The sequence below is a fragment of the Photobacterium swingsii genome, from assembly GCF_024346715.1.
GTDB lineage: Bacteria > Pseudomonadota > Gammaproteobacteria > Enterobacterales > Vibrionaceae > Photobacterium > Photobacterium swingsii.
This window is the reverse complement of the sequence record NZ_AP024852.1, coordinates 1,592,705-1,617,869: the sequence shown is the minus strand read 5'-3', so window position 1 is coordinate 1,617,869 and position 25,165 is coordinate 1,592,705. Positions and strand designations below refer to the sequence as shown.

The 25,165-nt window shown below is 43.5% G+C and carries 16 protein-coding genes; 10 read left to right on the top strand and 6 right to left on the bottom strand.

What is annotated here, in order from left to right; translation table 11 throughout:
• Nucleotides 1-44: 44 nt before the first annotated feature.
• Nucleotides 45-740 (top strand): DUF2786 domain-containing protein, encoded by a 696-nt coding sequence (locus tag OCU77_RS07605; protein ID WP_048897250.1) that lies wholly within the window; start codon nucleotides 45-47, stop codon nucleotides 738-740.
• Nucleotides 741-1,197: 457 nt separating this feature from the next.
• Nucleotides 1,198-2,502: an inosine/guanosine kinase gene (locus OCU77_RS07600; RefSeq protein WP_107302435.1), complete on the top strand. Its 1,305-nt coding sequence runs from the start codon at nucleotides 1,198-1,200 to the stop codon at nucleotides 2,500-2,502.
• A gap of 155 nt (nucleotides 2,503-2,657) precedes the next feature.
• Here the strand turns inward: OCU77_RS07600 and hrpA are convergent, their stop codons facing one another.
• Complete coding sequence (gene hrpA / locus OCU77_RS07595; protein ID WP_048897320.1) at nucleotides 2,658-6,497, bottom strand: ATP-dependent RNA helicase HrpA; 3,840 nt, start codon at nucleotides 6,495-6,497, stop codon at nucleotides 2,658-2,660.
• Nucleotides 6,498-6,828: 331 nt separating this feature from the next.
• Between hrpA and OCU77_RS07590 the strand changes: the two genes are divergently transcribed.
• The 7 genes from OCU77_RS07590 (at nucleotide 6,829) to OCU77_RS07560 (ending at nucleotide 17,781) form a co-directional block, all read left to right on the top strand.
• Nucleotides 6,829-7,281 carry a tellurite resistance TerB family protein gene (locus OCU77_RS07590; RefSeq protein ID WP_048897249.1) on the top strand — a complete coding sequence of 151 codons (453 nt, stop codon included), beginning with the start codon at nucleotides 6,829-6,831 and terminating at the stop codon, nucleotides 7,279-7,281.
• 398 nt (nucleotides 7,282-7,679) lie between these two features.
• Nucleotides 7,680-9,842, top strand: coding sequence for an LruC domain-containing protein (locus OCU77_RS07585; RefSeq protein ID WP_048897248.1), 2,163 nt, complete (start codon nucleotides 7,680-7,682; stop codon nucleotides 9,840-9,842).
• Nucleotides 9,843-9,923: 81 nt separating this feature from the next.
• Nucleotides 9,924-10,373, top strand: a complete 450-nt coding sequence (locus OCU77_RS07580; RefSeq protein ID WP_048897319.1) for a hypothetical protein — start codon at nucleotides 9,924-9,926, stop codon at nucleotides 10,371-10,373.
• Between the two features lie 192 nt (nucleotides 10,374-10,565).
• Nucleotides 10,566-12,962: a helicase-related protein gene (locus OCU77_RS07575; protein WP_107302434.1), complete on the top strand. Its 2,397-nt coding sequence runs from the start codon at nucleotides 10,566-10,568 to the stop codon at nucleotides 12,960-12,962.
• A 238-nt stretch (nucleotides 12,963-13,200) separates the two neighbouring features.
• Nucleotides 13,201-14,889 carry an NAD-dependent malic enzyme gene (locus OCU77_RS07570; protein ID WP_048897247.1) on the top strand — a complete coding sequence of 563 codons (1,689 nt, stop codon included), beginning with the start codon at nucleotides 13,201-13,203 and terminating at the stop codon, nucleotides 14,887-14,889.
• 179 nt (nucleotides 14,890-15,068) lie between these two features.
• Nucleotides 15,069-15,761, top strand: a complete 693-nt coding sequence (locus OCU77_RS07565) for a SanA/YdcF family protein (RefSeq protein ID WP_048897318.1) — start codon at nucleotides 15,069-15,071, stop codon at nucleotides 15,759-15,761.
• A gap of 649 nt (nucleotides 15,762-16,410) precedes the next feature.
• Nucleotides 16,411-17,781 (top strand): SLC13 family permease, encoded by a 1,371-nt coding sequence (locus OCU77_RS07560; RefSeq protein ID WP_107302433.1) that lies wholly within the window; start codon nucleotides 16,411-16,413, stop codon nucleotides 17,779-17,781.
• A gap of 101 nt (nucleotides 17,782-17,882) precedes the next feature.
• On the opposite strand, the gene OCU77_RS07555 is transcribed toward OCU77_RS07560, so the two are convergent.
• A complete protein-coding gene (locus tag OCU77_RS07555; RefSeq protein WP_048897246.1) occupies nucleotides 17,883-18,863 on the bottom strand; it encodes a Gfo/Idh/MocA family protein in 981 nt (326 codons plus the stop codon).
• 361 nt (nucleotides 18,864-19,224) lie between these two features.
• Here OCU77_RS07555 and OCU77_RS07550 point away from each other — a divergent pair, with 361 nt between their 5' ends.
• Entirely contained in the window at nucleotides 19,225-20,298 is a 1,074-nt protein-coding gene (locus OCU77_RS07550) for a ketoacyl-ACP synthase III (RefSeq protein WP_048897245.1), read from the top strand.
• A 107-nt stretch (nucleotides 20,299-20,405) separates the two neighbouring features.
• Here the strand turns inward: OCU77_RS07550 and OCU77_RS07545 are convergent, their stop codons facing one another.
• The 4 genes from OCU77_RS07545 to OCU77_RS07530 form a co-directional block, all read right to left on the bottom strand.
• Nucleotides 20,406-21,692: a GGDEF domain-containing protein gene (locus tag OCU77_RS07545; protein ID WP_239685810.1), complete on the bottom strand. Its 1,287-nt coding sequence runs from the start codon at nucleotides 21,690-21,692 to the stop codon at nucleotides 20,406-20,408.
• A 179-nt stretch (nucleotides 21,693-21,871) separates the two neighbouring features.
• Entirely contained in the window at nucleotides 21,872-23,128 is a 1,257-nt protein-coding gene (locus OCU77_RS07540) for a DEAD/DEAH box helicase (protein ID WP_048897243.1), read from the bottom strand.
• 129 nt (nucleotides 23,129-23,257) lie between these two features.
• Nucleotides 23,258-24,166 carry an N-acetylglucosamine kinase gene (nagK, locus tag OCU77_RS07535; protein WP_048897242.1) on the bottom strand — a complete coding sequence of 303 codons (909 nt, stop codon included), beginning with the start codon at nucleotides 24,164-24,166 and terminating at the stop codon, nucleotides 23,258-23,260.
• Nucleotides 24,167-24,408: 242 nt separating this feature from the next.
• A complete protein-coding gene (locus OCU77_RS07530) occupies nucleotides 24,409-25,131 on the bottom strand; it encodes a tRNA-uridine aminocarboxypropyltransferase (protein ID WP_048897241.1) in 723 nt (240 codons plus the stop codon).
• Nucleotides 25,132-25,165: the final 34 nt, after the last annotated feature.

The window sequence follows — 25,165 nt, the reverse complement described above, 5'->3', positions numbered from 1 at the left end:
AAACAGTTAAAATACGTCCCCCGTTTTATAGTGAGTGTGATTGAATGTCTGAAAATAAGCGAAAAGCACTGAAAAAAATTGCTAAATGCTTAGAGCTTGGTAACTCTGCTAACGTCAACGAGGCCGCACAAGCCATTCGCATGGCTCACCGCTTGATGTTGAAATACGGCTTAGACAAAGACGATGTTGAATTCATCAAAATGGGTAAAACCAAAAGTAAAACCCTGCTACCAAGTGAAGTTAGCCCACAGATTCTTAAGATCATCCGTGGCATTAACCGCCGTTTTGGCGTGGAATGTGTGTTAACAAACTATAAAGGGCTTAAAGAAGCAGAATTTATCGGTGTTGCTGAACGCGCAATTTTCGCAGCATTTGCATTTGATATTGTCTACCGTGAAATGAACCAACAAACGGGACAATTTCGTAATAGCTTTGCAGGTACAGGTGCAAGTTCGAGTGAAGTTACACGCCGTGTATCATCATTTCTTGCTGGCTGGTTAGAGGGTGCATTAGAAAAACTTCCCGTGCTAAGTTCTAATGATGACCATGAAGAACGCCTGACCAACTACATAGATAAAGAATTCGCAAACATCGATCGCGAAACTTTCAAGCAACAGCTTCAAGAAGCGATGAAAGGCATCACCGATGACTATGAAAAAGGCATGAAAAAAGGCCGTAGTATCTCGGTAAACCGCCCTGTCGATGGTAGTCGACCTGCTGAGAAATTGTTACTCGACTAACTTTGCCCATCCTATGAATGATTGCCTGTGCGACAAGCTGGCTCAGGTGATCATTTCTTCTCTTTGCTCTCCTTGACCTATCTCCCCCTGACTCTACCCTCTTCATTTCTTTTTCTTTTTCTTTTTCTTTTTCTTTTTCTTTTTCTTTTTGCCCATTAACATGATTCTATTTTCCGCAAGAATAAAACAACATACGCCAAATTAGCTCTCATAAAGAATGTCGTCCCGAATTCAACCAATGCGTAGATAAATAAGAGTAACCTCCAGCTACAGAGTAAATTTGAAGGACTATCATGCTCCGTTTTTCGCTCAAAGAACCAAAAACGTGACCAGTGTCGATTAAAAAAGAGCCGTAAGGCACCTTTTTGTCATTAGTTTGTGATGAAAACGGTTGTTTCTTTTATTTCTGTGGTAGAATCAAATCAAAATCCCCTAAACAAATAGCCTTTACTACAGCATGAAATTTCCTGGTCAGCGTAAGTCTAAGCATTACTTCCCAGTCAATGCCCGCGATCCATTAATGGCTCAAATTCAACAAGAAAATCCACTTGCTCGCGCTCACATTGTAGGCGTCGGTCAGACCATTGTTGATATTGAAGCACGTGTTGATGACGAGTTTCTGGCTCGCCATTCTCTGAGTAAAGGACACTCGCTTGTTCTTGACCAAGATAAAGCTGAACTGCTTTACGAAGAACTGAAAGAGCGAAACCTGATCAGCCACGAGTACCCTGGCGATACTATAGGTAATACCCTACATAACTACTCTGTATTGGCAGACGATAAGTCAATTTTACTGGGTGTAATGAGCAAAGATCTAAAAATTGGTTCTTACGCTTACCGCTACCTATGTAATACATCTAGCCGTATGGACTTAGATTTCTTACAGCCTGTCGATGGTCCAATCGGCCGCTGCTACACCCTTATCACTGAAGATGGCGAACGTACGTTTGCGATCAACGAAGGTGATATGAACCAACTTCGTCCAGATAGCATCCCTGAGTGCGCATTTGAAAATGCGGCAGCTTTAGTGCTTTCATCTTACCTTGTGCGCGGTAAACCAACCGACCCAATGAAAGATGCCGCATTACGTGCTATCGAATTTGCTAAAAAACACAACGTCCCTGTCGTTCTTACACTTGGCACGAAATACGTGATCGAAGATAAGAAAGAATGGTGGATTGAGTTCTTAAAAGAGCACGTTACTTGTGTAGCAATGAACGAAGAAGAAGGTGAAGCCCTAACAGGTGAGAAAGATCCACTATTAGCTGCTGACAAAGCACTTGAGTGGGTTGATATGGTGCTATGTACTGCTGGCCCTGTTGGCTTGTACATGGCTGGCTACACTGAAGACGAATTAAAGCGTGAGTCTACTCACCCGCTTCTTCCTGGCCAAATTGCCGAATTCAACAAATACGAATTTAGCCGTCCTATGCGTAAATCAGATTGTGTGAAACCACTACGTGTTTACTCACACATTGCACCTTACCTAGGTGGCCCTGTTGAAATCAAAAACACCAATGGTGCTGGTGATGCTGCGCTATCTGCATTACTGCACGATATGTCTGCTAACGGCTTCCACAAAGCGAACGTGCCAAATTCGTCTAAGCACCAAGCAGAGTTCTTGTCTTACTCGTCATTCTCACAAATCTGTCGCTACTCTAACCGTGTAAGCTACGAAGTGCTAACACAGCACGCTCCTCGCCTATCACGTGGTCTACCAGAGCGTGAAGACTGTCTGAAAGAAGATTACTGGGAACGTTAATTCCCACTTCTTAGCAAGATCATCAATAGACTAAAAACGGAGCTCAGGCTCCGTTTTTTGTTTTGGCTGCGCATCAATATTAGCCAATAAAAAACCGAAGCCTTATTACTAAGACTTCGGTTCTTGTTTTTTATTGTCCGCGTTTTAGTTTCGCATTAACACTCGTTAATTGCGTTACGCACACGCTTATCAGAGACTGGGTAAGGTGTCCCTAACTGCTGAGCAAAGTAGCTTACACGCAGCTCTTCAATCATCCAGCGAATCTCTTTCACTGGCTCTGGTACTGGTTGCCCTTTTGGAATCTTGTTCAGTAGTTCTTTGTAGTCACTCACAACTGACTCAATCTTCAAAATATGAACACGATCTTTATTTGGATCGATCGGCAACTTCTCCATACGACGTTCAATCGCACGCATGTAACGAAGAATATCTGGCAAACGTTTCCAACCACACTCAGTGGCAAAGCCTTTAAAGATTAAGCCATCAATTTGTGCTTTTATATCTGATAAAGCAAACGCCATTGTCAGATCAACGCGACCTTTTAAGCGCTTATTGATAGAGAAAGCCGTGGTAAGAATTTCTTCCACTTGCTTGGCGACATCCACAACTGTATCGCCAAGTTCAGCACGAATAAACTCTTTGGTAGCTTCAAATTTCTCCGACTCCCAAACTAATCCGCCTTGTTGCTCTAGCAGCTTATCAATACCACATGCAATACAGTCATCAATTAAATCTAACACGCGCCCGTAAGGGTTAAAATACAAACCTAACTTTGATTTATTCGGTAAGTTTGCATGTAAGTATTTAATCGGCGAAGGCACATTCAGTAACACCAAACGGCGCAAACCTTGCTGCATAACCGTTTGCTGTTCTTCCTGAGTTTCGAACAGCTTAATGCCAACCGAGTCTTTGTTATCAACCAATGCAGGGAAGGCTTTCACTTCAAAGCCACCACGTTTTTGCTGGTAACGCTCAGGTAGCGTGCCAAAACTCCAGGTTTTCAGGCCTTCTTGCTCAATATCATCATCTGCCACTTGCGACAGTGTTTCTTGCACCTTGTCTTTCAAGCTTTCTTTCAACCCGAACAAGTCTTTGCTCTCTTTTAGTTTACGATTGCGGTGATCAACACTGCGATACGTAATCTTCAAGTGATCAGGTACTTGTTCAGGCTTCCAGTCTTCACGTAGGACTGTCACACCCGTCATGCGTTTAAGCTCTTTCTCAAGCGCATCAAGTAAAGGCATGGATTGCGCTTCAACACGAGATAAAAACGCGTCAGCATAGTTTGGCGCAGGCACAAAGCTACGGCGAATTGGCTTAGGCAGCGACTTAATTAACGCAATCACCAACTCTTGGCGTAGACCCGGAATTTGCCAATCAAACCCATCAGGCTCAACTTGGTTCAAAATCGGCAATGGAATGTGAACAGTCACACCATCGTTATCTTCACCCGGTTCAAACTGGTAACTCAGCTTAAGTTTTAGCCCACCTTGATGCCAGAAGTTCGGATAATCCAAATCTGTGACATGGCTTGCATCACCTCGGAACAGCATTTCACGTTCAAAGTTCAATAGCTCATTGTTTTCACGAGACGCTTTCTTCCACCATGAATCGAAGTGGCGACCAGACACAACAACGTGCTCTATGCGTTGATCATAAAACTCGAACAGCTGATCATCGTCGATCAAAATATCGCGACGACGTGATTTATGCTCCAGTTCTTCAACTTCGCGCAGCAACTTACGGTTTTGATGGAAGAACTTATGCTTGGTTTCCCAATCCCCTTCCACCAGCGCTGAACGAATAAAGATCTCACGCGAGACTTGCGCATCAATATTGCCGTAATTCACTTTACGTTTCCCAACCACAGGGATCCCATAAAGCATCACTTTTTCAAAGGCGAAGACTGCGGCTTGTTTCTTCTCCCAGTGCGGTTCACTGTAGCTACGCTTGATCAAGTGTTGTGCGAGAGGCTCTACCCATTCAGGTTGAATTTTCGCAGCAACACGGCCCCATAAACGTGAGGTTTCAACCAACTCAGCAACCATCACCCACTTTGGCTGTTTCTTGAAAATGCCAGAACCAGGGAAAATATTAAAGCGCGCATTACGTGCACCTTGGTATTCATTTTTCTCTTGGTCTTTCAAACCAATATGCGACAACATACCCGCAAGTAAAGCGGTATGAACACCTTGGTAGCTGGCTTCTTGTTCGTTAATTCTGAAATCAAGCTCTTTCACTACCTGAGATACTTGGTAGTAAATGTCTTGCCATTCACGTACACGCAGGTAGTTCAGGTAATCTTTTTTACACTGGCGGCGGAACTGATTACCTGATAACTCTTTTTGCTGTTCTTGCACGTAATCCCATAGGTTTACATAGCTTAAGAAATCAGAGTCTTTGTCGTTAAAGCGACGATGCTTCTCATCAGAGGCTTGTTTTTTCTCTGAAGGACGCTCACGCGGATCTTGAATCGACAAGGCGCAGGCGATGATCATCACTTCTCGCAGCGCACCTTGTTTCGGCGCTTCAAGTACCATACGCGCTAAACGCGGATCAATCGGCAGACGTGCAAGTTGACGACCAAGTTGCGTTAAACGCTTACGCGGATCAGTTGCTTTATTGTTGATTGCACCCAACTCATCTAAGAGACGGATACCATCTTGGATGTTACGGTTATCAGGCGCTTCAACAAACGGGAAGGCTTGAATATCACCCAAACCAATCGCGGTCATCTGCAAAATAACTGATGCTAAGTTAGTACGCAGAATTTCTGGATCAGTAAACTCAGGACGCGATAAGAAATCTTCTTCCGAGTAAAGGCGAATACAGATACCTTCCTGCACACGACCACAACGACCTTTACGCTGATTCGCACTCGCTTGAGAAATCGCTTCAATCGGTAGACGCTGTACTTTGGTACGGTAGCTATAGCGACTGATACGGGCTGTACCTGGGTCGATAACGTACTTAATACCCGGTACGGTTAGTGAAGTTTCAGCCACGTTGGTTGATAGCACAATACGGCGACCAGAATGTGACTGGAATACCCGATTTTGTTCGCCCGCAGACAAACGTGCATAGAGTGGCAGAATTTCAGTATCACGCAAATTACGCTTTTCTAACGCATCGGCCGTATCTCGAATTTCACGCTCACCGTTCATGAAGATCAGGATATCCCCTAGCCCTTCATCGCACAGTTCATCAACCGCATCAAAAATCGCCTGAAGTTGATCGCGATCGGTATCATCACCGTCTTCAGTAATTGGGCGGTAACGCGTTTCCACTGGGTACGTTCGACCCGACACTTCAATAATAGGTGCATTGTGGAAATGCTTAGAGAAACGCTCGGGATCGATTGTCGCCGAGGTAATGATCACTTTCAGATCAGGGCGTTTAGGCAAGAGCTCACGTAAATAACCCATGATGAAATCGATGTTCAAACTACGTTCGTGCGCTTCATCGATAATGATGGTGTCGTACTGATTTAAGAAGCGATCGTTTTGAATCTCAGCCAGTAAGATACCGTCTGTCATCAATTTCACTTGGCTACGATCGGATACTTGATCGTTAAAGCGAACTTTATAACCAACATAAGAGCCCAGCTCACACTGCATTTCTTCTGCAATACGTGTTGCAACCGAGCGTGCAGCAAGGCGACGAGGCTGAGTATGACCAATCATACCCGCAGCACCACGGCCTAGCTCTAAACAGATCTTAGGCAACTGCGTGGTTTTACCTGAGCCAGTTTCACCTGCCACAATAACCACTTGGTTATTTTTAATGGCCTCGGCTATGTCATCTTTTTTCTGGCTAACAGGCAGTAATTCTGGGTATGAAATTGTCGGACGCTGAGTTTGGCGCATCTGAACAATTTGCATTGATTTGGCTATATCGAGAGCGATCTCATCAAAAACTGCATGCTTGGCTTTTTCATTTTTAATTCTTGCCGCGCCTTGAATACGTTTCTGTAGACGGAAACGGTCGCGCATCATGCAATCTTTGATCGCCGCTTTTAGCGTTTTTTCATTATTTAAAACGCTTGAAGAGGTGTTGTTATCCTGATTCAAGGGATTTCCTGATTCTGAACACGAAAAAAACTGGCGTGATTCTATCACATTTGCACAAGAGTCTGGTTACCTTCACAAACAATTACCTTCACCATAAGGGATTTATCTGGCTTTTTTGATGTCCTATAACCATGCAACTATTATGAAAAGTAAAAGTTAAGCTTGTGACAGAGCGCAAAAAAGAACATCTTAACCTGATTACATCAGTAAAGTTTGCTCACCTCACAGCATAGATTAAGAAAACAGAGAGAATGCTATGTTTAAACAGTTACGTGTTTTATTTCGTCAAGTGATGCATGAAGGTACAGATGGTGGTGCAGTAGACACCCCGTCAATGCATTTAGCAATGGCATCCTTATTATGCGAAGTTTCTAATGCTGATCACAGTGTTGACCCACGAGAAGAACAAGCAAAAGCACACTTGCTGATGATGTTGCTTGATATTGATGAAAATGACGCCACAGAACTGCTAAAAGAAGCCACAGCAAAAAGCAAAGCTTCAGTATCCCTTTATGAGTTCACCACTAAACTGCGTGAACTTGCGCCAGAGCAACGCTATTCGTTGATTGAAGCTATGTGGGAAGTGGCGTACGCCGATGGTGTTATCGATCCACTCGAAGAAGCAGTGATCAGACAGGTTGCTGAGCTAATCTACATTGATCACTCTTTGTTTATTAAAGCCAAGTTAGCGGCTCAACCACCACAATAAACGCTACCTGTTACTTTTACCTCACTCGATTCAATGAAAAGGTTGGCTGCTATGTAAATGCTCATGGTAGCCTTTCCTTCCCTGACCTCTAGCAAGCTCTTAAATTTTACACCCTTCTTAGATCTAACACTCTGTCCTCTGTCTAGCTCTCCCTATCTTGCTGTCTATTAAGTATTTTTTATTTCATTATCAAAATGCAAATCCTGAATGCTGTCAACATCATCCTTACAATCACTATCACTCACCCTTAACTAACAACCATTAAAAAAACAATAACTTACGAACAAAATAAACAAATTTGATTATTTGGCAACCATCTTGAATAGCCTCTACGTACGTCACTTAATCCTTTAGCTGTTTGAAAATTCAGTGAACAAACAAATAACGCAGAGGCCAGAATGAAGACACCCTTAATTCCATTTGTTATCGCTAGCGGGGCAGCAGCAATATCACCAGCCTTTGCTATTGCACCTTTTAACGATTGTCCAACTGAAGCCATTTTGTTCCAAGGCAACCCCTCAACGGTTTATGCCGTCGATCTTTCTACCGGTAATTATTCTATAAAGCAGACAGATACTGGTGCTGGTGGCACGATCAATGCGGTTGGCTTCAATGAAACAGATCGTTATATCTATGGTTGGAATAAAAATAGCAGCACAGTTACGCGAATTAACCAAGCTTTCAAAGTTGAAAATCTCACGGTATTAAGTGGCCTTCCAAATAAAAATTTCTTTGTTGGTGATGTCTTTAACAACCACTACTACGTATACCTTAAAGGTAGTGGGATGTTTAAAATCGATCTCAGTGCAGCTGATGATAGCTTAATCGCTACGGAAATCATGCCAGCAGGAAGCGCAACCCTTCAACTCACAGACTTTGCTTTTTACCCAGAAACTGGCGACCTATTTGCTGTAGAAAATACAAATAACAACCTTTACCGTTTCAGCTTTGATGGTGCAGGAAATGCATCTTTCAGCCTTGTTGGTTCAACAGGGCTTAGTGGAACAACCACCTTCGGTGCGCAATATTTCGATAAATCTGGCTTTATGTACATCAGTAATAATAACGACGGTAAAATTTATCGTCTTGATTTACGTGACTTAGGTGACCTTAATCCCACCGCTGAATTTTTCGCTCAAGGCCCATCATCCAGCCAAAATGATGGTGCGCGTTGTGCCAGCGCTCCTGTGATTGCCTCAAACACTGACTTTGGTGATGCACCAGATAGCTACAAAACGTCATTAACAGAAAATGGACCACGCCACTTTATAGGTCCCAACTTCATCTTAGGTTCCATTGTTGATACCGAAGGTGAAGCGCTTGTTTCCCCCAGTTCTGATGATAATGACGGCAGTGATGATGAAGACGGCATTACCTTCAATTCAGTGCTAAAACAGGGGTCTGATGCATTGATTCAAGTTACCGTTGGCGGTGGTGCTAACGGCTATGTTAGCGCTTGGTTTGATTGGAACCAAAACGGCCAGTTTGATGAAGGAAGTGAACAAGCCATTGTTGATGAATGGTTAGCCCCTGGTTCACACAGTATCAAATTCCGCGTGCCTGAAACGGCAACAGCAGGAACAACTTGGGCGCGCTTTCGTATCGGTCGAGATACTGGGCTTAAGTCTTTCGGTGGTGTGACCGATGGTGAAGTCGAAGATTACAGTATTACTATTGAAGAACAACTACTTACTCACTCTTATTACCCAGGTGAAGGTGAATGGGCCACTTTAGCTTATGAGGACAACTGGCCAAACAAAGGTGATTTCGACTTCAATGATGTCGTTCTGTATTACCGTGTCGATACTGTTTCTAACTCAGATGGCAACATTGTTCGCTATGACATCAGCGGTAAACTGCAAGCCTACGGCGCGAGCTTTTCCAATGGCTTTGCTGTCCAATTAGATGAAATACCACGCAGTGCGGTAGACGAAGCACTCACTAAGCTTGTGATAAGTAACAAAACCCAACATTCAGCCAATGTATTAGAAGTAGGTCAAACCGATGCTGTGGCCATCATCTCAAGCAATTTAAAAGAGGCAATTCCTGCGCCTACCTGCTCAGGAAGTTCAGGTACCTATTACCGTGTATGGCGTGGTTGTAATGACGACGCAGCCGATCAATTCACCTTTGAAGTTAGTATTCCATTTACCACGCCTTTAGCCAGTGGCCCTGAAATGCCATTAAACCCTTTCATCTTCGCACCAGAAGGCCGCTACCACGGCAGCAGCTTTAGCGAAGAATTCCCCGGCCGCGATCTCGAGATCCATTTGAAAGGTGATTGCCTAACATCACTGGCTTCAGAAAGTTTTTTCTCGACTCAAGAAGATACATCGGTATACAACGCAGCCAATTGCCCTGGCCCTAATTGTGATAGTTACCGAACAAGTAATGGTACGCCTTGGGGGCTTGTCATTGAAGATGACTGGATGCACCCAAGTGAACGCACCAATATTCTGACGGCATATCCAGAGCTTGAAGGCTATGCAACCTCAGGTGGTAGCAGCAATCAGAACTGGTTTATTCGTAGCAAAGCCATTGAAGCGAAACTGTTTGAATAAACGAAATAGCACTACGCACAATCGCAAGCGATAAATCAACCGATTGATAACGAATACAAAATGACTCACGAGGGTATGTTCATGATACGTCAATGCTTACTGATTTTAATTAGCTTACAACTCGTCGCTTGTGGCGGCGGCGGAGGTGATGACTCAGGTTCTTCAGGTGGCTCACAACCTGCGGCTCCCGTAGAAACCAGTGAGAGCAAATTTGAAGATTTAGTTATCCCTGAAGGATTTAAATTTAAGAGTGCTTATCCCGTCAGTGTCAGTATCGACCTGAATACACGAGAAACCCTATTTCTTAATATTTATGGACGATACACAGAAGCAACTGACGGCACCCCAATTCCCGACTCAAGCAGCCGTTTAATTTCAGGGCCAATGAAGAACGGAGAATTTACAGGCAAACTCACCATTACGAGTCAACGTACAAGTTTGCTCGTGGAGGCTTGGTTTCAAGACGGGGCTCGTCAGCCTTTTCGCCAAATTATTTCGTTACCAACAAATGAAATAGTCATTACTGAATAACACAGTAAAGAAGCTGTTCTCTGGTATTACATTTTCTAGCCGATGCGTAGTGTTATCCCTCACTATTGCCTCTTTGATGCAGCCTTGCTGCATCTTTTTTTTGTCTGCCATTAATAGAAATAGACAAATGACTGGTACAGAGTCACAAGGCTGCTTTATGATCGTCCCTGCGTCTCACCAGTATCGGATTACATTGTGCAATTACCTATCGACCCACTTAAATCTCTTTTTATTGAAAAACTCGCTCACCACCACCTAGTGGTTGAAGCCGAAACAGGGTCTGGCAAATCAACACGATTACCGTTATGGGCGGCTGAATCAGGCAAAGTATTAGTCATTGAGCCTCGTCGTATTGCCTGTTCTTCTCTAGCTGAATTCTTAGCGGCAGAAAGAAACGAACCCGTAGGAAAAAGTATTGGTTATGCGATTCGCTTTGAAGCGCATTTTGACGACAACACAGAAATTATCTTTGCGACACCCGGTGTGGCATTGCGCTGGTTAAGCGAAGGGCAACTAACTGAATTTAAAACTATCATTATTGATGAGTTTCATGAACGCCGCTGGGACACAGACTTACTGCTCGCCTTACTAAAAGATCAACCCAGTGAACCACACAACAAACAGCGCTTAGTTATTACCTCTGCCACCATAGATAGCCAACGCTTAACCCAATACTTGGATGCCGAACACCTCAAAGCAGAAGGCCGAAACTTTACGGTTACTGTCGAACATCTTGCTGCAGACAATCGACATAGCCCAGATATTCGTTCTATCGAAAACAAAGTCTCTAGTGCGATTCAAAACTTTCTGAATAATCCACAAGACCAAGCAAAGAAACAAGGCGACATTCTTGTTTTCTTACCCGGCCGAAAAGAAATCGCCCTTTGCCAAAGCAAGCTAAAACCATTCAGCCTTGAATTTGGCATTGATGTGATTCCATTACACGCTTCTGTGTCTGACACTGATAGGCAACGCGCTCTGACAGCCAGCCAGCATCAGCGCATTATTCTCGCAACCAATGTCGCTGAGACTTCGCTGACAATTCCAGGTATCACACTAATTATTGATACTGGATTAGAGCGTCGAACCCATCAACGCAATGGCCGCGCCGTGCTGGGGTTACACGCAATTTCACGCGCGAGTTCAGAACAAAGAAAAGGACGCGCAGGCCGTATAGCGGCGGGGCACTGCATACGATTATACGGCAGTGCTGCCCCACTGGAATTAATCACGCCACCAGAGTTACACCGCGAAGAACTCACAGAGCCTATGCTTGCGGCCGCTTGTTGTGGATTCCGTCTTGCTGATTTAGCTTTTGTCGATGCATTACCAGAAAAAGCACTGCTGCAAGCCCATGACCGCTTACTGGCCATGAAAGCGATTAATGACCAAGGGGACGCCACAGAACATGGTAAACGCCTCTACCCTTTACCTATCGATGCATTATTCGCCCATTTAATCACCGCCATGCCAGATAAGGCTGCAACCGAAGCCATGGTTGATCTCGCGGCAGCCCTATCGGTTTCAAATAAGCCATGGCAAAAAACAAACAGTGAAGAAGTGTTAGAGCAACTCACACAATGGGAAAAGCATCATTGTGACGCTATGTTACTGGTTAAACTTTTGCGTGAATCAACGCCTGAGTTTCTGACCGTTGACGATGAACGCTTACAAGAAGCCCGCCAAATTTCAGCACAAATCCGTGAAGCGTTGTCTTTACCTCAACTTGATGTCGCGACTTCAGTTAAGCGAGATGCTTGGCTTGCTGCTGTCATTAAAGCGGCACCAGAACTGGCCTTTGTTCGTAGAGAAAAACGTCGACAAGCATTGGGTAACGGCCACAGTGAAGTCACCTTAGGCCGTGATAGCCGCTTATCTGACAATGCTGAAGCTGCTGTAATATTTGATCAATTCAGCCTTCCAGGGAAAGGCGTTAAACAAACACTTAACTTAGCCACTTGCACTGCACCCATCCCTTTATCCTTGCTCATTGAACACGATCTTGGTGAAGTCCAAGTATGCGACAGCCAACTCGTAGATGGTCAATGCGTCACCAGAACACAACGGATTTATGCAGGGCGCGTCATTGATGAGCAAACCCAAAACAGCAAGGATACAGTGACTACAGCATTGATTGTCGAAATGATCGAAAGCGGCCAGCTTTTTGAGGGGCTAGCCGATCAACGCCGTCATCAAATTGAACAATGGAACCTCTTTCTTAAACTCGGCTTACTTGATGAAACAAGCTGTACCCGCACTCAACCAACGGAGTTAACAACTTGGTTAACGGAACAAATAGAAGCACTAGGTGTTGAATCACTCGACGATATGCAGCTCTTCAGCAATGATGACTTCATCTTTGATGGTATACCCGAATGGGAGCAGGATGAATTTGATGAGCGCTTCCCTCGTAAAATATACATCGCAGACTTACACCTTACTGTCGAATATGCTGCCGCTGGAAAATTGGTCACTGTGGTATACCAGAGCGGTAGCCGCAAACAAGATCCACAACGCTGGGAGCTACCTCGATGGCAGGGTTGGCGAATTAAATACCGAAAAGCAAGCCGTGTTATTGACATTCGATGATCATATCTGCACGTATTCGTTCACCAAATACGTGCAAAATAAACGCAATTTTTAACACGCTTTTCGCTGAAAAATAGAGAACTCAATTAAATCTACAGACCAATCTGTAGAAACATGATCTCTTTCTCGAAAATAATGCTTTCTCCCTTTGAATTCACCGTGTTGAAGGACTAGGATTACGGCCTTAGAGTGAAGTGTTTCGCTCTCTCATTCTCCAAACAAGAACAGAGTCTATTGCATGAACAACGATAAAAGACCTTTATACATCCCCTACGCAGGCCCTGCGCTTCTAGAAACACCTCTGCTAAACAAAGGTAGTGCATTCTCTGTCGAAGAACGTATGTTCTTTAACTTGGAAGGTCTTCTTCCAGAAGCGATCGAAAGTATCGAAGAACAAGCTGAACGTGCTTATCAGCAATACCAAAAATTCGAAAATGATATTGATAAGCATATTTACCTACGTAACATCCAAGACACCAACGAGACTCTATTCTACCGTTTGGTTGAAAACCACATCACTGAAATGATGCCAATCATTTACACACCAACCGTTGGTGCAGCGTGTGAAAACTTCTCGAACATCTACCGTCGTGGCCGTGGTCTTTTCATCTCCTACCCAAACCGTGATCGTATCGAAGAGATGATCAACAACGCATCTCGTCAAAACGTTAAAGTTATCGTAGTAACAGATGGTGAGCGTATTCTTGGTCTGGGTGACCAAGGTATCGGTGGTATGGGTATTCCAATCGGTAAACTATCACTTTACACCGCGTGTGGTGGTATCAGCCCTGCTTATACGCTACCCGTTGTGCTTGATGTAGGTACAAATAACCCACAACGTCTATCCGACCCTATGTACATGGGCTGGCGTCATCCGCGTATTACTGGTCAAGAATACGATAAATTCGTTGATGAGTTCATTACTGCGATCAAACACCGTTGGCCTGAAGCACTCATTCAATTTGAAGATTTCGCACAGAAAAATGCGATGCCATTGCTTGAGCGCTACAAAAACAAAGTATGCTGTTTCAACGATGATATCCAAGGCACAGCAGCCGTGACAGTCGGTTCACTTCTTGCTGCATGTAAAGCTGCGGGCAGTAAACTGTCAGAGCAACGTGTTACCTTCTTGGGTGCGGGTTCTGCTGGTTGTGGCATCGCTGAGGCAATCATTGCTCAAATGGTATCTGAAGGTATTTCTGACGCTCAAGCTCGTAGCCAAGTTTACATGGTTGACCGTTGGGGCTTGTTGATTGACGACATGCCAAACCTGATTAACTTCCAAAGCAAGTTAGTACAAAAACGCGCAACAATTAACGAGTGGGACGTTGAAAACAACAATGTATCACTGCTTGATGTTATGCGTAACGCGAAACCAACAATTCTTATCGGTGTATCTGGTGTCCCTGGTCTATTTAGCGAAGATGTTATTCGTGAAATGCACCAACACTGTGAACGCCCTATCATCTTCCCACTGTCTAACCCAACCAGTCGCGTTGAAGCAACACCTGCTGATTTGATCCGCTGGACAGACGGTAATGCACTTGTTGCGACGGGTTCGCCATTTGAGCCTGTCATTCACAATGGCAAAACTTACCCAATTGCACAGTGTAACAACAGTTACATCTTCCCTGGCATTGGTTTGGGCGTATTGGCAGTTAATGCTCGTCGTGTCACTGATGAAATGCTAATGGAATCAAGCCGTGCGCTTGCTGAATGTTCACCACTAGCAATTAATGGCCAAGGTGCACTTCTTCCTCCTTTAGAAGATATTCAAAAAGTATCGCGCCACATTGCATTCGCTGTTGCGAAAAAAGCCATTGAGCAGCGTAAAGCACCGAAGAACACAGATGAACGTATCAAAGAAAAAATTGATGCGAACTTCTGGCAGTCTGAATACCGTCGCTACAAGCGCACTGCATTCTAATAACGACTACACTATTCAATTAAAGCCCGCTGTCATGCGGGCTTTCTTATATCCAATATATGAGATTTTTAAATAATTAACATAAACGGCTGAAAAAACGACACATTTGACGTGCTTTTTACCTAACATTATCAAGGTATTAAGGTAATATGTTTTCAGTTTTTATTATTTGGATTGGTATGAAGCTGTTTTCCATTGTACGTATTTCTGCAGTGATCGGCATTGTTGCAATTGGCAGCAGTTTGCTCGTTGATCGCTGGGTGTCAGAACATACTGCCGACCGTATTTTTACTGATTCTAAGCATATCCCTGAACGTTCTATCGGTTTAGTGTTAGGAACCAGCAAGTACATTGCAAAAACGCTTAATCCTTATTATCAGTACCGTATTCAAGCAGCTATTGACCTTTACCAACAACAAAAGGTTAATGTATTACTGCTAAGCGGTGATAACGCCCATCGCTCTTACAATGAGCCATGGACAATGAAGCGCGATTTACTGAAAGCTGGCGTGCCAGATCAAGATATCGTGCTCGATTATGCAGGGTTTCGTACGCTAGATTCCATTGTTCGTGCGCGTGAAGTTTTCGATGCTGATCATTTTGTCGTGATCACTCAACGTTTTCACTGTGAACGTGCATTATTCATTGCCGAAAAAAATGATATTGATGCAATTTGCTTAGCTGTACCATCACCGAAAGGATTAGCGGGATTGAAGGTGCGAATGCGTGAAGTCCTCGCACGAGGAAAAGCCTTCATTGATTTATATCTGCTTAATATTCAACCTCGTTTTCTAGGCCCTAAAGAACCGATTTCGAGTGCTAATGAGTATGAATTCGTCGGCCCGCCAGACGAAAGAGCCCCCTCATCATAATCAAGCATAGATAAAATAAAAGCACCAAGTATGTAACATACTATGGTGCTTTATTTAGCAATAATTAAGCGACCAAAAATAGAACGCTAATTTGATAATACCCTTATCCTAAATGACAGCAAAATATTCACTAAAGCTACGCTGCTTCTTGGTAATTACGTAAAAATTTTGCTCTCACTTTTTTCAAATGCGTGCTCGCATCTCTTTGAATTCTTTTACGAATAAGTTTTTTATCTTGTGCCATTTCCCTAGCCTTTCTTGTTTATCTATTCGCGCAATCTAACGCGTTTAATTGACGAATTGAATGATACAAGATGCACAACCTATGAACTACAAGGAAAAAACCACCAAATATATTATGTCGAGCCAGGTCACACTTTTATACTCCTCCATGCATTAAAACATCATCCAATTTAACATATCTTTCTCGCGTTTGACTCATTTTCTCTTTTTGCTTGATGTAACACACAATATCGTGTGTAGAACCCTACACATTCCCAAATAATAGCCTCACATTTTTACGCTTTACTCCGCCGATTGAGCAACATATGAGCACCAAGCTATTAACATTACATTTTGAAGGTGTAACATCCCAACTACCAAAACGCATCACGTTGCATGAAGCAATCACCAACAAAAGGAAGAAAGCATGACAGCCTTAACTCTCACTCTAAAAAAGTGGCTGTTTGATCGAAATAGCATGATATTACTTGCCGATATCGCGTTATTCGCTATTTTGTTCAACACCCTACCCTTTGAAAAAGATGTTGTCGTCGGACTAAGCATTCTCGTTTTTGTCGCAATACTCTGGTTAACAGAAGCAGTGCACGTCAGTATTACTGCGATTTTAGTGCCTATTTTGGCAGTGGGATTCGGGATATTCCAAACACCACAGGCGCTGAGTAACTTCTCAAACCCGATTATATTCCTATTCCTAGGTGGCTTTGCTCTTGCAGCTGCACTGCACAAGCAAGAATTAGATAAAGCCATTGCCGATAAAGTACTTCTTATCGCTAAAGGCCGCATGTCTGTCGCTGTCTTCATGCTATTTGGTGTCACTGCATTCTTATCGATGTGGATCAGTAACACTGCAACGACAGCTATGATGCTGCCACTTGTGCTAGGCGTACTAAATAAAGTAAATGCAAAGAGTGAACGTAGCACATACGTGTTTGTTCTACTGGGTCTTGCTTACTGTGCAAGTATTGGTGGTATCGCTACGGTTGTCGGTAGCCCACCGAACGCAATCGCAGCGGCTGAGGTTGGCTTAAGCTTTACAGAATGGATGTCATTTGGTTTACCGATTGCACTCATTTTACTACCAATTACCGTTTTTCTACTTTATGTGATGCTTAAACCCAATCTTAACCACACCTTTGAGCTAGACCACAAACCAGTAGAGTGGAGCAATGGCAAACTTGTCACGCTAGCGATTTTTGCACTGACTGTTTCTTGCTGGATCTTCAGCAAACCTATCAATGCTTTCCTAGGTGGTTTTAGTAAGTTCGATACCCTTGTTGCCCTTGGTGCAATTGTTCTACTTGGTGCATCACGTGTTGTTGCTTGGAAAGACATTGAGAAGTCGACAGATTGGGGCGTATTACTTCTATTTGGTGGTGGTATTTGCCTAAGTAACGTACTTAAAGCAACGGGCACCAGTGTGTTCCTTGCTCACAGCCTAAGTGGTTTCCTTGAGCAAGCCGGCTTATTCTTCACAATCCTTGTTGTTGCCGCTTTTGTGGTATTCCTAACAGAGTTTGCGAGTAATACAGCCAGTGCTGCCCTATTAGTTCCTGTATTTGCGACCGTTGCAGAAGCACTTGGTGTATCGCCTGTTGTTCTATCAGCACTTATTGCTGTCGCGGCTTCTTGTGCCTTCATGCTGCCAGTTGCAACGCCACCAAACGCCATTGTATTTGGTTCTGGTCACATAAAACAAAGCGAGATGATGAAAGCAGGTATCTACCTCAATATCGCCTGTATTGGTGCCCTATCAGCGTTTGCTTACTTATTCTGGTAAGAATACGTCGCTCAACATCAGCGAAAAGATAGAAACACAAACAAAAGAAGCGACCAGATGGTCGCTTCTTTTTTATGCTTGTTTTCGCGTTACTGAATAGTCTACATATCGTCAGCTGGGAAACGAACACCAATCACGCCACGCGCGTGAGTGATAATATTGCTCACGATACGCGAGCGATTGAGGCCATCATGCAAAATGGTTTTATTTGCCACTAACTCAGCAAAAACCTCTGCTTCGTATTGCATGGTGTTCGGTACTTGATCTCTCGATAAGGCGAGTACAGGCTCATCTTTACGGTACAAATCTACAGCTAAGCACTCAGAAATACCTTTCACCGTGATCGTCCCTTGCTCTCCCTGAAACTCACTCGGGATCACACCATCACTCACTTTTGAGTGCGCAATTGTCACATCAAAATCTTGATAATGTAAAACCAAGGTGCCATGTGCATCAACACCTGAATCCAAGAGTGTTCCTTGCGCAGTAAAGCTGTTTGGCTCACCAAACAAAGCCACCGCAGCACTTAATGGATAGATACCTATGTCCATTAGCGAACCATTTGAAAATGCAGGATTAAAGGTATTTGGGTTTTCACCGTTTAGGTATTTTTGATAACGCGATGAATATTGACAATAGGTTAAGTGAACTTTTCGCAACTTCCCGATCTTCGGCAGTGCTTTTTGTAGCGCAGAAAAGTTTGGTGTATACGGTGCTTTCATTGCTTCAAACAGCACTACTTGATGCTGTTTTGCTAACTCAACCAAGTGTTCAACTTGTGTAATATTCGATGCTAGCGGCTTTTCGCCAATAACATGCTTACCTTCCTTAATAAACAAAGCGGCCTGCTCTGCATGCAATGAATTCGGGCTCGCAATATATACGGCATCAATACAATCGCTGCTTGCTAACACCTTAATATCATCAAAGCAGGTAACGTCTTGGTACTTGCTAGCAAATTCTTCGGCTTTTTCCATTGTGCGCGAATACACGGCGGTAAGTTGCATTTTTCCACTAGCAATAGCACCTTCAATGAAAGCATCGGTAATCCAATTGGTACCAACAACTGCAAATTTAATCATTACGTCCTACTTCCTTTTGTACCAACCACGAAAACCTTGATTCAGCCCATCGCAAATAAAATATCGAGACCATATTTCAACGCAATATGAATGAACTCATGCAATCCTGTTGGAGTTTGCTATCAACAAATAGTTCAATATTATATGGGGCATCATACTGAAAACATCTTCAATAGTCATTATACCCTTATAATTTATCCGCAGACAAAAACCAGCATTAGTGGGAATGTTTTAAACGCTATCAGCATCGCCTTTCATGGAAGTGTGCCATTGTTAGCATTTAGTGGCTTTGACATTGCACATCTGCCCGCTAGGGGTACTATGAAGGCATAGATAACAATAATGACAGGTACCACGCTAGATGTATTACGCAGAAATTACTGGCTGGGGTAAATGCTTACCACCCGCCGAACTGAATAACGAACTCTTAAGCACATTTGTTGATACCAGTGACGAATGGATTCAAACACGCACAGGTATTCAATCTCGCCGAATCAGCCATGTAGATACGTCTAAACTTGCTGAAATTGCAGGGGCGCGCGCATTACAAACAGCCGGCCTTGATGCGACGGATCTTGATTTAATCATTGTGGCAACATGTTCACCAGACACTCTTATTCCTAATATAGCTTCTAAGGTACAACTAGATTTAGGTGCAACTAAAGCTGCTGCTTTTGATATGAATGCAGCCTGTACTGGCTTTCTTTACGGTTTAGAAACTGCCACACGAATGATTCAAGCTGGTAACTACCAACATGTGCTAGTGATCGGTGCAGAACGATTAAGTTGGTACCTCGATTGGAGCCAGCGTGATACTGCTGTTTTATTTGGTGATGGTGCTGGCGCTGTCGTACTGAGTAAAACGGATAAGCCAACGGGTTTATTACAAGCACAACTTGGTTGCGACGCTGAAGGGCGTGATGTGCTGGCTATACCTAATTTTGGCACATCGATGGATCGCTTTAATCCTGATGCTGGTCACTTTACGTTTGATTTCATTGGCCGAGACATATTCCGCCGCGCAGTACGCGGCATGGGTGCAGCTGCCAATATGGTATTAGAACGCGCAGAACTAAGCAGCGAAGAAATAGATGTCGTTATCCCCCACCAAGCCAATAAACGCATCATCGAAGCCTTATGTGAGCACGCAAAAATCCCATTAGATAAAGCCTTCATCAACATCCATAAATACGGCAACACCTCAGCAGCAACGGTGCCGATTGCCTTATGTGAAGCAGTGGAAGACGGCCGAATTACACCAAACAGTAAGATTTTATCCGCTGCATTTGGTGCAGGCTTAACCTGGGGCGCAAGTGTGATTCAGTGGGGACAGCGTGTCACGCCAATTAACGCGCCAACCGCAGAATTACCGCCATGCAATCAATCAGCAAAAGAGTTACTTGAAAAGTCGATTAAGCACTGCACACAAAAGTAAGAAATACCACGACTCAAAGAAAAACGCCGATAGCCAGTATTGAGCCATCGGCGTTTTCTTTACTGTCGTAGCTTGCTAAGTTGTAGCCACCATCTTACTGCTGCCAACTAACACACTTCTTCACATACCACGCAATTTCGACCACTTTGTTTGGCTAAATACAACGCCTTATCCGCAAGTTTAATGACGCTACCAATATCTTCATTTTCTAATTCAGCCACACCAAAACTAGCCGTCACTGTCATGGAACTCGGCCATTGGTAATTTGCGACTATATCGCGCAGTAATTCGGCTAATCCAGCAGCACCTTCACGTGTGGTTGCAGGGCAAAATAAGATGAACTCCTCCCCGCCCCAACGCACTAAGACATCAGTTTGTCGAATTCGCTGATTAATCAAAGCAACAAAACATCGCAGCACTTCATCACCCGTTTCATGGCCATAATTATCGTTAATCGATTTAAAGTGATCGATATCCATATAGATCACAGAGAATGGCTGAACATTCGTTTTCGCGTGCTCGACCAATTCAGCTAAATACCGTTCAATCACATTTCGATTTTTAGCTCCAGTTAAAGCATCTGTATAAGCTAATGCTTCAACTTCTTGCGCTTGTTTATATAAATGACGATTAGCTTGGCGCAAACGTAGCGATTTTTCTCTTATTTCATTCAAAACACTACGCAATTGAAATTGCTCTGACACCAAATAAACAATGGCAAATATAACCCAAGATGCCAATAATAACTTCATCAAGTTAGCTTCTGAAATCCACTTTCCATAAAACACCAGCTGGTTCAATTGAATAGTATAAGTGCCCTCTTGAACATAGCTACCCGTTGCAATTTCAATAGAGGTGACATGATTAAACTGCGGGCCTGACTTCTCAATAGGCACACTGTAGTCAGCGATCCACCATGACAAGACTTGGAACGCACGCAACGGAATCACTTGCAATCCATCTGACACTCTTGGGGTAAACTCTATCGCGTTAAATTTATGAGAGACAGGATCCTCTGACGAGGAATAACTCGGGTCATAATTACGCAAGTAAACACGTAACCGTTCATTTTCAACTGGGGTAAGATAATCAACATCAATACCAATAGAATGAAAACGGCTGAGATCGATCCCGACTTCATCAGCTACAAGATCTATCGATATTTCACAGAATGGCCATTTGGCTTGGTTAACAATATTGCAGGTCAATATAGTCTGCTGAGGCGTGATACTAATGTGAGTCAGTGAGGCTCCGCCTTGGCTTTTATCATCAATGGCAGAATATTTGGCCGTTTCCGGTGAGATCACAAACTTACGATCGGCGCCCCCCAAGTAGTGCCAGGTCATCGCTGATATAGAGATGATGATTAAAAACAAAATCGATAACCGATGCATCCTTGCTGCTACCATGCGTCTAGTCACTTATTAAAAGAATTGATTTAAACTAACAAAGCACTTAATAAGCAACAAGAACTAATTTTACGCTGATAATTAATATGCAACGTAGTCGATAAAATTCGAAAAAAGCCAGAATTAATCTGGCTTTTTTAATTATTTAATGCGCAACTGATTTACTATCTTCGCGATGTGTTACGGCCACGGTTTTTATGGATTTTAGACTTAGCTTTTGCACGGCGCTTTTCAGACGATCGACCACGGCGTAAGTGCTCAGGCGCTTGAATCGTTGGATCAGGTTCATAACCTTCAAGCCACTCTTGCGGTAAACGCTTATCAAGCAAATCTTCAATTGCACGTAGAAGAGGCTCTTCATCAATACTCATCAATGAAACTGCTCGGCCCGTTAAGCCTGCACGTCCAGTTCGGCCGATACGATGAACATAATCTTCGGCTTTAAATGGCATGTCGAAATTGACCACATAGCCAAGCTGCTCAATATCCAAACCGCGAGCTGCAACATCAGTCGCAATTAAAGCACGTACCTTACCCGTCTTGAACTCTTCCAATGCACGTTGGCGAGCCCCTTGGCTTTTATCACCATTTATTGAAGCCGCTTTAATGCCATCAAGCCCTAGCTCTTTTGCTAACTCATCTGAACCTTGCTTAGTACGTGTAAACACCAATACTTGCTGCCAGTTACGCGAGCCAATCAAGTAAGACAACAGCTCACGCTTGCGGTTTTTATCTACTGGATGAACAATTTGCTCAACAGTATCAGCAGCACTGTTCGATGGCGTAACTTCAATTAATGTTGGTTCTTCAAGAATAGAATAAGCCAAATCTTTAACTTGTTTGCCGAACGTCGCTGAGAAGAATAAAGTCTGACGCTCATTTTTAATGCGCTTCATGATACGTTTAATATCAACAATAAAGCCCATATCCAACATACGGTCGGCTTCATCCAACACAAAGTATTCAATTTTCGATAAATCCACAGTACCCACGTGCGCGTGATCAAGTAGACGTCCCGGTGTTGCAACCAGAATATCAACCCCCGCTTCCAAGGCTTTTACCTGAACATTTATGCTGGTGCCACCATAAGCCACAGCTACTTTTAATTCAGTGTGCTTACTATAAGTAATTAGGCTATCGAAGACTTGCTGTGCTAATTCGCGCGTAGGTGTTAAAACCAACGCACGTACAGTAGGACGACCTGCCGCTTGTACTTGAGCTGGGCTTTCTAACATTTGATGCAGCAAAGGCAACCCAAATGCTGCTGTTTTACCTGTACCTGTTTGCGCTCCAGCCATAATGTCTTTACCCGCAAGTACATGTGGAATGGCTTGTTGCTGTACTGGCGTTGGCGTTTGAAAACCAAGTTCATCAATTGCTTTCAATAACTGAGGATGAAGTGCCAAAGCGTGGAATGACATTATGTTTACCTGTAACTATGTTGAAGAGCGGGCATAGTAACAGCGTGAGATAAGAGAAGAAATAGCAGAAAGGAAATATCCGAAGCCTATTAACTTAGGCTTCGGGATAAAGAAGAAATCAAAAGCTCACTAGGCAATATTCAAGAATGCAGCACCACGTACGCCGCCTGAGTCGCCATGTTTCGCTTTAATAATTTTAGGCGCACGTGCAACAGACAATAAGTGCTTAGGAATGCGTTTCGGCAATTCTTGATAAAGAAGATCAAAGTTTGATAAACCACCACCTAGTACAACGACATGAGGATCTAGCCCTGTAAATAAATTCGCTAAGCAGATGGCAAGTAACTCAAGAAAACGATCAACGTGCTCAACTGCTTTTTCTTCACCGGCTTCGTGGTTCTTAATAATCTCAATCGCTTTCAACTTTTCACCGTAGTAATGCGCGTAAAGCAATTCAAAACCACGACCAGAAAGGTAGTTATCAATGCAGCCTTTATTATCACAGCCGCAAGTTAGCAGTGGTGCTTTCTCACCAAGGTGGAACCAAGCATCGATTGGCATACGGGTATGGCCAAGTTCACCCGCGACATGGTTCATGCCTGAAAATACGTGACCGTCATACACTAAACCGCCACCAAAACCCGTACCTAGGATCAGACCTAGAACAGACTTTTCGCCTTGCAGTGATTCATCCCACGCTTCCGATAGCGCAAAACAGTTCGCATCATTATCAATGTTTACACTGCGGCCTAGCTTAGATTCAAGGTCTTTACGTAAAAATCGACCTTTTGCAGCTGGAATATTAGAAGTCAGTACAGAGCCATCACGCGCATCTTCCATACCTGGAAGACCAATACCGACAAGCCCTTCACAACTAAATTCTTGGTCTGCTTTTTTGATCAATTCAACAATGGTGTCAACGAGCTTGTCGTAATCATCACCTGGGGTTGGTACACGCTCAGTTGCAACGCGTTCTAGTTTTTCATTAAACGCGCCAAACTCAATTTTCGTCCCACCTACATCGAAACCGTAGTACATCCTGTTCTCCCAAGAAAAAATAATCAAAAAATCAAACTAAAAAAATTATCCACACTTCTACACCTACAGACTGTGATGTAAACCAAACTTAGGTGGCAATTCACAAGTAATGGCTCGCGTTTGTTGAAAGAAACAGCAAGCTATTACATTTTTTACTTAATAAGCCCTAAAAGTTCACATTATCACGCCGTATGGTAGGAATAACAGTACAATTAATATGCGCTAACACATTGAATAAAAAGCTATACCCTTTGCGCTTGGTATGTTTTCAAGTCATTTAACGCTTTTGCATCAGGTAATTGCCTGTTCATCTTACCCGTAATGTAATGTTCGCGGAAAACATCAAACCACAGATCGAGTGTTTCAGCATTATTTTGCTCACCAAACACATCAATAATGCGTGCAGCAACTTCAGCCGTACCAAGTTGGTTTTCTTTTGAGGCGACACGGACCGTATAGCGCGACGGCTTCTCGGGATTAATAGACATCACAGGAAACTTGTTAAGATAAGGGCTCTTACGGAACATCTTCTTCGCTTCAGCCCAGCTACCATCAAGCATAATAAATAGCGGGCGTTTCCCCTGCTCTAGCTGAACATCATTCACCACACGCTCAGGTGTTGCGTATTCTTCAGGGAAAATAACGTACGGCTGCCATTGAGGATCCTCTAGTAGCGCTAGCATCTCGGCATTTGGCTCAGTACGAGACCAAATAAAGGCAAATGTATCTTGGAATAAGTCCGCAATTAGACGCCCAGTATTGCTTGGTTTTAATACTTCATCATCGTACATAACCAATAAAAAAGCGGCATTTGATTCAATAACAGGTTTATGGCTGCAAATACAAAGATGTGGACGCAACATACAGTGTCGGCAACGCTCCACTTTAGCACCACGGGCGCGGAATGGACGGGTTGAACGTGCGAGTCGTTCTTCATAGAGTTCATGGACAGCGTGAATGCGCATATTGCAGTTAACCTTAAACGAAAAAACGCCAGCA